This window comes from Escherichia sp. E1V33 (assembly GCF_004211955.1).
Taxonomy (GTDB): domain Bacteria; phylum Pseudomonadota; class Gammaproteobacteria; order Enterobacterales; family Enterobacteriaceae; genus Escherichia.
In genome coordinates this window covers 1-12,931 of sequence record NZ_RHJI01000004.1, presented here as the reverse complement: position 1 = coordinate 12,931, position 12,931 = coordinate 1, and the positions used below count along the sequence as shown (strand labels likewise).

The window sequence follows — 12,931 nt, the reverse complement described above, 5'->3', positions numbered from 1 at the left end:
TTTCTCAATTTTGCGTGCTGGATTCACGCATAAGGTTGTGAAAGGTCATCAGGCAGGGCTATTGTAATCAAAGGGAATGACGATAATCGTCCCATAAGGAGTTTTTCTTGATTACACATATTAGCCCGCTTGGCTCCATGGATATGTTGTCGCAGTTGGAAGTGGACATGCTTAAACGCACCGCCAGCAGCGACCTCTATCAATTATTTCGCAACTGTTCACTCGCTGTTCTGAACTCCGGTAGCCTCACAGATAACAGCAAAGAATTGCTGTCCCGTTTTGAGAATTTCGACATTAACGTGTTACGCCGTGAACGCGGCGTGAAGCTAGAACTGATCAATCCCCCGGAAGAAGCTTTTGTCGATGGGCGTATAATTCGCTCCTTGCAGGCCAACTTGTTTGCCGTTCTGCGCGACATTCTCTTCGTCTATGGGCAAATCCATAACACCGTTCGTTTTCCAAACCTGAATCTCGACAACTCTGTTCACATTACCAACCTGGTCTTTTCTATCTTGCGCAATGCTCGCGCGCTGCATGTGGGCGAAGCGCCAAATATGGTGGTGTGCTGGGGCGGTCACTCCATCAATGAAAACGAGTATTTATATGCCCGTCGCGTTGGTAATCAGTTGGGGCTGCGTGAGTTAAATATCTGCACTGGCTGTGGTCCAGGCGCGATGGAAGCGCCGATGAAAGGCGCGGCGGTCGGACACGCCCAACAGCGTTACAAAGACAGCCGTTTTATTGGTATGACTGAACCATCGATTATCGCCGCTGAACCGCCTAACCCGCTGGTTAACGAACTGATCATCATGCCAGATATCGAAAAACGTCTGGAAGCGTTTGTCCGTATCGCCCACGGCATCATTATCTTCCCTGGTGGTGTGGGTACAGCGGAAGAGTTGCTGTATTTGCTGGGAATTTTAATGAATCCGGCCAATAAAGATCAGGTCTTGCCATTGATCCTCACCGGCCCGAAAGAGAGTGCTGATTACTTCCGCGTACTGGATGAGTTTGTCGTGCATACATTGGGAGAAAACGCGCGCCGCCATTATCGCATCATCATTGATGACGCTGCAGAAGTAGCCCGTCAGATGAAAAAAGCGATGCCACAGGTGAAAGAAAACCGTCGCGATACGGGCGATGCCTACAGCTTTAACTGGTCAATGCGTATTACGCCAGATTTGCAAATGCCGTTTGAGCCGTCTCACGAGAATATGGCTAATCTGAAGCTTTATCCAGATCAGCCAGTTGAAGTGCTGGCCGCCGACCTGCGTCGTGCGTTTTCTGGCATTGTAGCGGGTAACGTAAAAGAAGTCGGTATTCGCGCCATTGAAGAGTTTGGTCCTTACAAAATTAACGGCGATAAAGAGATCATGCGTCGTATGGACGACCTGCTTCAGGGGTTTGTTGCCCAACATCGTATGAAGTTGCCAGGCTCTGCCTACATCCCTTGCTACGAAATCTGCACCTAATCTCCCTTCCCCCGGTAACGTTTGTTGCCGGGTTTTCTCTTTTTTGGTTGCTTACCAATCAATCTATTTCATTTGTTATTTGAATGTTTCAGCGCGTCATCATGTCATTAATATCACCACTTGTAATATGTCATACAATTTATGCTGTGGCGCAAACGTTTACCTTAATTTGAAGACCGCATTTTATCGCTGCAAAAAAGAAAATCCTGCAATCATTAACTAAAAGTATTGATTTTTGCAGTTCAACCTACATATATTGCGCGCCCCGGAAGAAATCAGATGTCGTTAATCTGCCAAATATTGCCCTTAAATTCTCTTTTACTTTTGATTTACAGAGTAAAGCGTTGGGATTATCTATCTTCCAAGTAGATTATTGTATTTGAGATCAAGATCACTGATAGATACATAACTTGTGTGTATCTTTCCGCCCTCAAATTATTACGGCGGAAAATGATTGAGCCATCGCCGATAGACAGATTTCATTTTTACGGCCAGGCACCTTCCCGGGCTGAACTGGCTAAAAGCTGAATTATTTGCATTCCTCCAGGAGAAATAGATGGAAACGACTCAAACCAGCACGATTGCGTCGAAAGACTCTCGCAGTGCCTGGCGCAAGACAGACACTATGTGGATGCTGGGCCTTTACGGCACAGCGATCGGCGCGGGTGTGCTGTTCCTGCCAATCAACGCCGGTGTTGGCGGTATGATCCCGCTGATCATCATGGCTATTCTTGCGTTCCCGATGACGTACTTTGCGCACCGTGGACTGACTCGCTTCGTGCTGTCTGGTAAAAACCCAGGCGAAGACATCACCGAGGTTGTAGAAGAACACTTTGGTATTGGCGCAGGTAAACTGATTACCCTGCTCTACTTCTTCGCTATCTACCCGATTCTGCTGGTTTACAGCGTGGCAATCACCAACACGGTAGAAAGCTTCATGTCTCACCAGCTGGGTATGACGCCGCCGCCGCGTGCGATTCTGTCGCTGATCCTGATCGTGGGTATGATGACCATCGTTCGCTTCGGTGAGCAGATGATCGTTAAAGCAATGAGTATTCTGGTATTCCCATTTGTGGGCGTACTGATGCTGCTGGCTCTGTACCTGATCCCGCAGTGGAACGGCGCAGCACTGGAAACGCTGTCTCTGGACACTGCATCTGCAACCGGAAACGGTCTGTGGATGACCCTGTGGCTGGCGATTCCGGTAATGGTGTTCTCGTTCAACCACTCTCCGATCATCTCTTCTTTCGCCGTTGCGAAGCGTGAAGAGTACGGCGATATGGCAGAACAGAAATGCTCGAAGATCCTGGCATTCGCTCACATCATGATGGTGCTGACCGTAATGTTCTTCGTATTCAGCTGCGTACTGAGCCTGACTCCGGCAGACCTGGCTGCGGCTAAAGAGCAGAACATCTCGATTCTGTCTTACCTGGCTAACCACTTTAACGCGCCGATCATCGCGTGGATGGCTCCGATTATCGCGATTATCGCTATCACCAAATCCTTCCTGGGCCACTACCTGGGCGCACGTGAAGGCTTCAACGGTATGGTGATCAAATCACTGCGTGGTAAAGGTAAGTCAATCGAAATCAACAAGCTGAACCGTATCACTGCGCTGTTCATGCTGGTAACGACCTGGATTGTTGCCACCCTGAACCCGAGCATCCTGGGTATGATTGAAACCCTGGGCGGCCCAATCATCGCGATGATCCTGTTCCTGATGCCGATGTACGCCATTCAGAAAGTACCGGCAATGCGTAAGTACAGCGGTCACATCAGCAACGTATTCGTTGTCGTGATGGGTCTGATTGCAATCTCCGCAATCTTCTACTCTCTGTTCAGCTAAGTTCTTTCGCGCCGCTTTCGGGCGGCGCTTCCTCCGTTTTAACGCGATGTATTTCCTATGATTAGCGTATTCGATATTTTCAAAATCGGCATTGGCCCTTCCAGTTCTCATACCGTTGGACCAATGAAAGCGGGTAAACAATTTACCGACGATCTGATTGCCCGTAACCTGCTTAAAGACGTAACCCGCGTGGTGGTTGACGTCTATGGTTCGCTCTCTCTGACCGGCAAAGGGCACCACACTGATATCGCCATTATTATGGGCCTGGCAGGGAATCTGCCGGATACCGTGGATATCGATTCCATCCCAGGTTTTATTCAGGATGTGAATACTCACGGTCGCCTGTTGCTGGCAAACGGCCAGCACGAAGTGGAGTTCCCGGTTGATCAATGCATGAACTTCCATGCCGATAACCTTTCTCTGCATGAGAACGGTATGCGCATTACCGCGCTGGCGGGCGATAAAGTCGTTTACAGCCAGACTTACTACTCTATCGGCGGTGGCTTTATCGTTGATGAAGAACATTTTGGTCAGCAAGATAGCGCACCGGTTGAAGTTCCTTATCCGTATAGTTCAGCAGCCGATCTGCAAAAACATTGTCAGGAAACCGGGCTGTCACTCTCTGGCCTGATGATGAAAAACGAGCTGGCGCTGCACAGCAAAGAAGAGCTGGAACAGCACCTGGCGAACGTCTGGGAAGTGATGCGCGGCGGTATTGAACGCGGTATTTCCACCGAAGGCGTGTTGCCAGGCAAACTGCGCGTTCCACGCCGTGCCGCGGCACTGCGCCGGATGCTGGTCAGCCAGGATAAAACCACCACTGACCCGATGGCGGTTGTTGACTGGATCAACATGTTCGCACTGGCAGTGAACGAAGAGAACGCGGCAGGTGGTCGTGTGGTGACTGCACCGACTAACGGTGCATGCGGGATTATCCCGGCAGTGCTGGCATACTACGATAAGTTTATCCGCGAAGTGAACGCTAACTCACTGGCTCGCTACCTGCTTGTAGCCAGCGCGATTGGTTCTCTTTATAAGATGAACGCGTCGATTTCCGGTGCCGAAGTGGGTTGCCAGGGTGAAGTTGGCGTGGCGTGCTCAATGGCGGCGGCTGGTCTGGCAGAACTGTTAGGCGCAAGCCCGGCGCAGGTGTGCATCGCGGCAGAAATCGCCATGGAGCACAACCTCGGTCTGACTTGTGACCCAGTCGCTGGGCAAGTTCAGGTACCGTGCATTGAGCGTAACGCCATTGCGGCAGTGAAAGCGGTGAACGCTGCACGTATGGCGCTGCGCCGTACCAGCGAACCACGCGTCTGCCTCGATAAAGTTATCGAAACCATGTACGAAACAGGTAAAGATATGAACGCCAAGTACCGCGAAACCTCTCGCGGCGGCCTGGCGATGAAGATCGTTGCCTGCGATTAATCGCTCTCCAGAGGCCTCGTTTTGCGAGGCCTCTTCCTGTTTTCTCAACCAGCCATAGCCTGTTCCGGCATCGAATGTTACCCTTATCGCCTGATCTTTAAGGGGGTTATCGTGGCTGTTCATTTGCTCATCGTCGATGCACTGAATCTTATTCGTCGCATTCATGCCGTTCAGGGCTCGCCCTGTATCGAAACCTGCCAGCACGCGCTCGATCAGCTCATTATGCACAGCCAGCCAACCCACGCGGTCGCCGTTTTCGATGATGAAAACCGTAGTAGCGGCTGGCGTCATCAGCGCCTGCCAGATTACAAAGCGGGTCGCCCGCCAATGCCGGAAGAGTTGCACAACGAAATGCCCGCGTTACGCGCCGCCTTTGAGCAACGCGGTGTTCCGTGCTGGTCAGCCAGCGGCAACGAAGCCGATGACTTAGCCGCCACGCTGGCGGTCAAAGTGACACAGGCCGGGCATCAGGCAACGATTGTTTCGACAGATAAAGGCTACTGTCAGTTACTTTCACCTACATTACGTATTCGTGATTACTTCCAGAAACGTTGGCTGGATGCGCCATTTATTGATAAAGAATTTGGCGTTCAACCGCAGCAGTTGCCCGATTACTGGGGGCTTGCGGGGATCAGCAGTTCAAAGGTACCGGGTGTTGCGGGAATCGGACCAAAAAGCGCCACGCAGCTGCTGGTCGAGTTTCAGAGTCTGGAAGGGATCTATGCGAATCTGGATGCGGTTGCCGAAAAGTGGCGCAAGAAATTAGAAGCTCATAAAGAGATGGCGTTCCTGTGCCGCGATATTGCCCGCTTACAAACCGATTTGCATATCGACGGCAATTTACAACAGCTAAGACTTAAACGCTGATAAACCAATGCCGGAAGCAGACAGAAAGAGCTTCCGGCACACGTAGTCAGCGATTAGCGTTCGTCGCGACGACCACCTACCGCAGCCCAGATGCGACGGACATGCACCGTCACTTCTTCGCGATCGTGATACAACTGACGCGCCTGAATCTGGGCGTTAATGCCATGTTCATCAAGCTGTGCCTGAATGTACGCCAGATTGTGTGATACTTCTTCGTAGCGTTTTTTCATCGGCAACTTAAGGTTGAAGATGGTTTCACGACACCAGCCATTAACCAGCCACTGCGCCATCAAAGCCGCGACCTTCGCCGGTTTTTCCACCATGTCACACACCATCCACGAGATATTGCTACGTGTCGGGCGGAATTTAAAACCATCTTCCCGCAGCCATGTTACTTGTCCGGTATCCATCAGACTTTGCGCCATCGGGCCGTTATCAACGGAGTAAACCCACATGTTGCGCTTCACCAGTTGGTAGGTCCAGCCACCCGGGCAAGCGCCCAGATCCACAGCCCACATCCCGTTCGCCAGGCGTTCATCCCATTCATCCGCAGGAATAAACACATGAAATGCCTCTTCCAGTTTGAGCGTGGAACGACTCGGCGCATCTGCCGGAAACTTCAGCCGTGGAATGCCCATATAGAACGGCGAATTATTATTGCTGTAGGAGTAGCCGGTATAACAGCAGCCTGGTGCGATAAAGAAGACATGCACCACCGGACGCTTCGGCGTTTCATAGTTCGCCAGGACGCCCGCATCACGCAAAGCAGCCCGTAGCGGTACGGTAAACTTGCGGCAGAATTTCAGTAACTCTTTGCTTTCGTTGGTGTCCGCAACTTCAACGCGAAGTTCACCGCCCTTCTCTACCACACCCTGCAACATGCCAACTATTGGCGTAATACGGTCTTCCGGCGGCAAATGCTGGAGCAGTTCACCCACCACAAACCACTGGCGGGCAAAAATTAATGAACTAAATGGCAGTTCACGGATTAACTTATCACCATCTTCCGCTTGATAACATTCATAAATCACATAACCCGCATTCTCTTTTACACGGGCAAAACCGAATATTTCCCGCAGCCCGGCTTTATCGGTAATTTCTGCGGCGCACTCTTTTTCAAAGCCCGGACGGCACAACAATACAACCTTATTCATGACTTACGCCCTTGCGCTTTAAACGGATAGCACCCACTAACATTAACGCCCAGCCCGCGAGGAAACTCACGCCGCCAACCGGTGTGACAAACGCCCACAAACGCAGATGGGACAGCGCCAGACAATAAAGGCTGCCGCTGAACAGCACCGTGCCTAACGCGAGGAAAACGCTACTCCAGTAAAACCAGATACTGATGCGACGTTGCATCGCCACCGCCAGACCTAAAATCGCCAGCGTATGGAAGGCCTGGTATTCGAGGCCGGTCTGGATCCAGCCCATTTCAACGGCGCCCATAGTTTTACTTAAAACATGCGCACCAAAAGCACCCAGAGCGACAAAAATGAAGCCGCTAATGGCGGCGAAAATCAGCATAAAACGGCTGGTCATGGTCGTACCCTACATAAATTATTGTTCATAACGAAAGCGGAATTTTTCTTGTTCAGCAGCGGCCTTCGCCAGGATCCATTGACGAAAGGCGGCTATTTTACCCAGTTCTGCCTGGCTGTCATGACATACCAGATAAAAAGCATTTTTACTGACCAGTACATCATTAAACGGGCAAACAAGGCGTCCGGCCTCAATTTCAGATTGCGCCATCACATTATTTGCCAGCGCCACGCCCTGCCCGTGAATGGCTGCTTGTAGCACCATGGCGCTATGGCTGAAGATAGGCCCTTGCTGTACGTTGATATGAGTTAGCCCCAACTGGCGGGTATATGTCTGCCAGTCTCGCCGGGAGGCATCGTGTAATAACGTATGTTTAGCCAGATCTTCCGGCGTCTTCAAGGATTTCTCACCGGTTAATAGTAAAGGCGAACACACTGGCAACAGGTATTCAGCGTAAAGCTTTTCCACCCGAAGTCCCGGCCAGTTGCCTCGACCATAAAATATCGCCACATCGACATCATCCGCCAGTTTATCTTCCTGACGATCAACCGCCTGGATTCGAACGTCGATTCCCGGATAAGCTGAATTAAAGCTGGAAAGTCGCGGTACCAGCCAGTGGATGGCAAAACTGGGGAGTAAGCTGACCGTCAATGCCCCTTTGGCGCTACGGGCCTGGAGTTTACGCGTCGCTTCGGTTAATTGCGAAAATATCTCTTTGATATCGAGAAAATAGCTTTGCCCTTCCTCGGTCAACAGAAGTGAACGATTACGGCGGCGAAACAGTTTTAGCCCCAAAAAATCCTCAAGGGACTTGATTTGATGACTTACTGCGGCCTGGGTCACAAAAAGCTCTTCTGCTGCGCGCGTGAAGCTTAAATGGCGGGCGGCGGCATCAAAAACTCGTAAGGCATTTAGCGGTGGTAATCGTTTTGACATGGCTTTTAAACTTTGATGTTAAAAGAATTTAACAATTAGGCCGCATTGTGCAACCTATTAGTTTTTTTAATCTGAGCCATTATAATTTGTCCGTTGAGCTTCTACCAGCAAATACCTATAGTGGCGGCACTTCCTGAGCCGGAACGAAAAGTTTTATCGGAATGCGTGTTCTGGTGAACTTTTGGCTTACGGTTGTGATGTTGTGTTGTTGTGTTTGCAATTGGTCTGCGATTCAGACCATGGTAGCAAAGCTACCTTTTTTCACTTCCTGTACATTTACCCTGTCTGTCCATAGTGATTAATGTAGCACCGCCTAATTGCGGTGCTTTTTTTTACCTTGCGATCGCGAATTACTGATCCAGTTCGACCATCTCTTTCACGTCGGTACGGTTGATCTGCTGTTTGTTGCCATTAGCGTCTTTATAAGAAATCATACCGGTTTCATCATCCGTCATCGGCTTACCATCAGATATAATGGTACGTCCGTCATTGGTGTGCATCACATAGTTCGAACCGGAACAGGCGCTCAGGGCAAAAGTCAGCATACAGGCAGAGATAATTGCGGCAGTCTTTTTCATCTTCTTCTCCTTAAAACGATTACTAAATCTTAATAATATTGATTAACAGGCTAAAATTAACGCCTAACACTATTCAGCATATGTTACTGACGCGGCTTCGACAGGATATCCAGACGATTCCGATGGTTAGCACTCTCCTTGTATCAAAGTGAATTTTGCGTCACGATCGGCGAATCAAGCCGAGGAGTCTCATGAACGTTTTTAATCCCGCGCAATTTCGCGCCCAGTTTCCCGCGCTACAGGATGCGGGCGTTTATCTCGATAGTGCCGCGACCGCACTCAAACCCGAAGCTGTGGTTGAAGCAACCCGGCAGTTCTATAGTCTGAGCGCCGGAAACGTTCATCGCAGCCAGTTTGCCGAAGCCCAACGCCTGACCGCGCGTTATGAGGCCGCTCGGGAGAAAGTGGCGCAATTGCTAAATGCACCGGATGATAAAACTATCGTCTGGACGCGCGGCACCACCGAATCCATCAACATGGTGGCGCAATGTTATGCCCGTCCGCGCTTGCAGCCGGGTGATGAAATTATTGTCAGCGTGGCAGAACATCACGCTAACCTCGTGCCCTGGCTAATGGTCGCCCAACAAACCGGAGCCAAAGTGGTGAAATTGCCGCTTAATGCGCAGTGGTTGCCGGATGTCGATTTATTGCCGGAGTTGATTACCCCCCGTAGTCGAATTCTGGCATTGGGCCAGATGTCGAATGTCACTGGCGGTTGCCCGGATCTGGCGCGAGCGATTACCTTTGCTCATTCAGCCGGGATGGTGGTGATGGTTGATGGTGCTCAGGGCGCAGTGCATTTCCCTGCCGATGTTCAGAAACTGGACATCGATTTCTATGCTTTCTCTGGTCACAAAATGTATGGCCCGACGGGTATCGGCGTACTTTACGGCAAACCAGAACTGCTGGAAGCAATGTCGCCCTGGCTGGGCGGCGGCAAAATGATTCACGAAGTGAGTTTTGACGGCTTCACTACTCAATCGGCGCCGTGGAAACTGGAAGCAGGAACGCCAAATGTCGCTGGTGTCATAGGATTAAGCGCGGCGCTGGAATGGTTGGCAGATTACGATATCAACCAGGCCGAAAGCTGGAGCCGTAGCTTAGCTACGCTTGCAGAAGACGCTCTGGCAAAACGTCCGGGCTTCCGCTCATTTCGCTGCCAGGATTCCAGCCTGCTGGCCTTTGATTTCGCTGGCATTCATCACAGCGATATGGTGACGCTGCTGGCGGAGTACGGTATTGCCCTGCGGGCCGGGCAGCATTGCGCTCAGCCGCTACTGGCAGAATTAGGCGTAACCGGCACACTGCGCGCCTCTTTTGCGCCATATAATACAAAGAGTGATGTGGATGCGCTGGTGAATGCCGTTGACCGTGCGCTGGAATTATTGGTGGATTAATGACGAACCCGCAATTCGCCGGACATCCGTTCGGCACAACCGTTACCGTAGAGACGTTACGCGATACTTTCGCGCCGTTGACGCAATGGGAAGACAAATATCGCCAGCTGATTATGTTGGGGAAACAGCTTCCTGCTTTACCAGACGAATTAAAAGCACAGGCTAAAGAGATTGCCGGATGTGAAAACCGCGTCTGGCTTGGATATACCGTTGCAGAAAACGGTAGGATGCATTTCTTTGGTGATAGCGAAGGGCGCATTGTGCGCGGCCTGCTGGCCGTATTATTGACCGCCGTTGAGGGCAAAACTGCCGCCGAGTTACAGGCACAGTCGCCGCTGGCATTGTTTGATGAGCTGGGATTGCGTGCGCAACTTAGCGCCTCTCGCAGTCAGGGATTGAATGCGCTAAGCGAGGCAATTCTCGCCGCGGCGAAGCAAGCTTGATGTTACACAGTTCCTGGTCGGATAAGACACACCAGACGTCGCATCCGACCTAATGTTTACCCCTGACGCGCCGCTTTCGCCATCATCTTCTTCAGCGCATGGGAAACCGCAACAAAACCAAAGGTGGCGGTCACCATCGTCGCCGCGCCAAATCCAGATGCACAATCCATCCGCTTTGGCCCTTCTGCCGTGGCTTTCATTGCACAGACCGTGCCGTCTGACTGCGGGTACACCAATGCTTCGGTAGAGAACACGCAATCCACGCCGAGCTTACCTTTACTGTTTTTCACTACGCCAAAATCGCTTTTTAGACGCTCGCGCAGCTTCGCCGCCAGCGGGTCCTGAATCGTTTTCGCCAGATCGGTAACCTGAATCTGCGTCGGATCAATCTGCCCGCCAGCACCGCCGGTCGTGACCAGGGGGATTTTATTGCGACGGCAATAAGCAATAAGGGCTGCTTTGGGTCGTACGCTATCAATGGCATCAATTACATACGAATAACCGGCACTCATATATTGCGCTACGTTATCCGGCGTCACGAAGTCATCCACCACCGTTACACGGCACTCCGGGTTAATCTGGCGAATACGCTCCGCCATTACTTCCGCCTTTGCCAGCCCAACGTTATCTCGCAGGGCGTGAATTTGCCGATTGGTATTAGTGACACACACATCATCCATATCGATAAGCGTGATTGCGCCAATCCCCGTGCGCGCCAGCGCTTCCGCCGCCCAGGAACCGACGCCACCGATACCCACCACACAAATATGCGCATCAGCAAACAGTTGCAACGCTTTTTCACCATACAGACGCGCTGTGCCACCAAAACGCTGACGCCATGCATCACTAATTACAACAGACATAGCACCTCAGAATTAAAAAGGGCGAGGTTATCCCTCACCCTAAACGCATAAATGCCCGATGCGCTACGCTTATCAGGCCTACATAACTCCTGCAATATATTGAATTTGCATAATTTGTAGGCCGGATAAGGCGTTCACGCCGCATCCGGCACGAACAACGCACACTTAGTCAACAATCAGGAGGTGAGGTTACCCCTCACCCTGCCTTATCCGTAAAAACGGCATAAAGAATAACACATCAGCCACTAAAGACGTTACCTGCGCCCGGAGCCGTTTTCAGCACCCAAACACGACCATAGTGATTATACCAACCTGCGCGGTGTCCGGCTTCCGGTCCAATCCCCTGGTAAATATCGAAGTGTTGGCCTTTGATTGCGCCACCGACATCCAGTGCCACCATCAGACGCAATTCGTACTGACCATTAAATTTGCCGTTATTATCCAGCAGCGGCACTTCTGCCAGCAAGGTTGTCCCCGCCGGGATAATGCTGCGGTCAGACGCTACCGACGCGCGACCAACCAGCGGCACCGCACTTGCTCCTTTCACCGGCGCAAAAGACTGCGGTTTAAAGAAGACGAAAGACGGGTTCTGCTCCAGCAGTTCGCGAACTTCAGCTTCACTGTGTGTTTCCCCCCAGTGACGAATCGCCTGCATCGACATATCTTCTTTTTTCACTTCGCCGCGATCGATCAGCACCTTGCCAATACTACGGTAGGCATGACCGTTCTTTCCGGCATAGCTGAAGAAGTTAAGCGGGCTGCCATCACCAAAATCGATATACCCGCTACCCTGCACATCCATAATGAAGTTATCCATCAGAGAGTTGCTGTAAGCGAGGATATATTTATCGCTCAATGCTCCCGCGTAGATCTCTGCACGAGACGGCAAACGCCCACGTTTTGGCGGCATACGGTAAATAGGATACTGAAACTCGCCCTGACGAGTATGGCGTGCCTGAATCACCGGCGTGTAATAGCCCGTAAACTGCACGTTACCGTAATTATCCGCGCCTTCCATCTGCCAGGCGTCAATGCCGAACTGGCGCATATTACGGGTATCACCGCCCGCACGCAGCCACTCCTGCACGGCGTTATAAACGCTACTCTGGTTGCCATACAGACGCGGCGACGCGTTACGGATATGGTTAATTTGTTCGGCAAAATCACCGGCGTTAATCGGCGCGCCAACGGCATCTGGTTGGTTCACCAGAGAGAAAGGCTGGGTAAATTTCCCGTCTTTATATTGCTGTCCGCGATCGGTTGGTTTGGAGGAGCAGGCAGCTAGTATCGTCACAACCGCGCCCATAAGAAGGTACTTTACCCAACGTCCTTTCATTGTTCTCTTCTTCAGGTTAAAAAATAAGGCGTAATGAAGATAACAAACCGTTGCCTTTAATGAAATGCGTAGCGTTCCCTTATGCAAACTTTGCACAAAAAATAGTCTTCAGTGCTTTGTTTTTGTTCAAAATCATGCCGAATCCGTGATCCGGGTAAAAAAAAGGTTGCATGAAAACGCGAGCGGAGTATAGTGCGCATCCACGGACGCGGGGTGGAGCAGCCTG

General features: G+C 51.2%; 12 protein-coding genes. 6 read left to right on the top strand and 6 right to left on the bottom strand.

What is annotated here, in order from left to right:
• Window positions 1–107: 107 nt before the first annotated feature.
• The 4 genes from ppnN to xni all read left to right on the top strand — a co-directional run bounded on the left by ppnN (window position 108) and on the right by xni (window position 5,610).
• Window positions 108–1,472, top strand: a complete 1,365-nt coding sequence (gene ppnN / locus D9742_RS03435; RefSeq protein WP_130235992.1) for a nucleotide 5'-monophosphate nucleosidase PpnN — start codon at window positions 108–110, stop codon at window positions 1,470–1,472.
• A 556-nt stretch (window positions 1,473–2,028) separates the two neighbouring features.
• Window positions 2,029–3,318 carry an HAAAP family serine/threonine permease SdaC gene (gene sdaC, locus D9742_RS03430; protein WP_064528228.1) on the top strand — a complete coding sequence of 430 codons (1,290 nt, stop codon included), beginning with the start codon at window positions 2,029–2,031 and terminating at the stop codon, window positions 3,316–3,318.
• Window positions 3,319–3,375: 57 nt separating this feature from the next.
• On the top strand, window positions 3,376–4,743 hold the full coding sequence (gene sdaB / locus D9742_RS03425; protein ID WP_130235991.1) for an L-serine ammonia-lyase II: 1,368 nt from the start codon (window positions 3,376–3,378) through the stop codon (window positions 4,741–4,743).
• A gap of 111 nt (window positions 4,744–4,854) precedes the next feature.
• Window positions 4,855–5,610 (top strand): flap endonuclease Xni, encoded by a 756-nt coding sequence (gene xni / locus D9742_RS03420; protein ID WP_130235990.1) that lies wholly within the window; start codon window positions 4,855–4,857, stop codon window positions 5,608–5,610.
• A gap of 53 nt (window positions 5,611–5,663) precedes the next feature.
• On the opposite strand, the gene rlmM is transcribed toward xni, so the two are convergent.
• The 4 genes from rlmM to D9742_RS03400 all read right to left on the bottom strand — a co-directional run bounded on the left by rlmM (window position 5,664) and on the right by D9742_RS03400 (window position 8,666).
• Complete coding sequence (gene rlmM / locus D9742_RS03415; protein WP_130235989.1) at window positions 5,664–6,764, bottom strand: 23S rRNA (cytidine(2498)-2'-O)-methyltransferase RlmM; 1,101 nt, start codon at window positions 6,762–6,764, stop codon at window positions 5,664–5,666.
• Window positions 6,757–7,152: a DUF423 domain-containing protein gene (locus D9742_RS03410; RefSeq protein ID WP_000203905.1), complete on the bottom strand. Its 396-nt coding sequence runs from the start codon at window positions 7,150–7,152 to the stop codon at window positions 6,757–6,759. The genes rlmM and D9742_RS03410 overlap by 8 nt, the downstream gene beginning before the upstream one ends.
• An 18-nt stretch (window positions 7,153–7,170) precedes the next feature.
• Entirely contained in the window at window positions 7,171–8,088 is a 918-nt protein-coding gene (gcvA, locus tag D9742_RS03405; protein WP_130207706.1) for a glycine cleavage system transcriptional regulator GcvA, read from the bottom strand.
• A 350-nt stretch (window positions 8,089–8,438) separates the two neighbouring features.
• The gene (locus D9742_RS03400) at window positions 8,439–8,666 is read right to left on the bottom strand and encodes a YgdI/YgdR family lipoprotein (RefSeq protein WP_130235988.1); all 228 of its coding nucleotides are present in this window, start codon (window positions 8,664–8,666) and stop codon (window positions 8,439–8,441) included.
• 191 nt (window positions 8,667–8,857) lie between these two features.
• Between D9742_RS03400 and csdA the strand changes: the two genes are divergently transcribed.
• Both csdA and csdE read left to right on the top strand, forming a co-directional pair.
• Entirely contained in the window at window positions 8,858–10,063 is a 1,206-nt protein-coding gene (gene csdA, locus D9742_RS03395; protein ID WP_130235987.1) for a cysteine desulfurase CsdA, read from the top strand.
• Window positions 10,063–10,506 (top strand): cysteine desulfurase sulfur acceptor subunit CsdE, encoded by a 444-nt coding sequence (gene csdE / locus D9742_RS03390; RefSeq protein WP_130235986.1) that lies wholly within the window; start codon window positions 10,063–10,065, stop codon window positions 10,504–10,506. The genes csdA and csdE overlap by 1 nt, the downstream gene beginning before the upstream one ends.
• A 56-nt stretch (window positions 10,507–10,562) precedes the next feature.
• On the opposite strand, the gene tcdA is transcribed toward csdE, so the two are convergent.
• Both tcdA and mltA read right to left on the bottom strand, forming a co-directional pair.
• Window positions 10,563–11,369 carry a tRNA cyclic N6-threonylcarbamoyladenosine(37) synthase TcdA gene (gene tcdA / locus D9742_RS03385; RefSeq protein WP_000117724.1) on the bottom strand — a complete coding sequence of 269 codons (807 nt, stop codon included), beginning with the start codon at window positions 11,367–11,369 and terminating at the stop codon, window positions 10,563–10,565.
• A gap of 238 nt (window positions 11,370–11,607) precedes the next feature.
• Window positions 11,608–12,705 carry a murein transglycosylase A gene (mltA, locus tag D9742_RS03380; RefSeq protein ID WP_130235985.1) on the bottom strand — a complete coding sequence of 366 codons (1,098 nt, stop codon included), beginning with the start codon at window positions 12,703–12,705 and terminating at the stop codon, window positions 11,608–11,610.
• Window positions 12,706–12,931 lie beyond the last annotated feature (226 nt).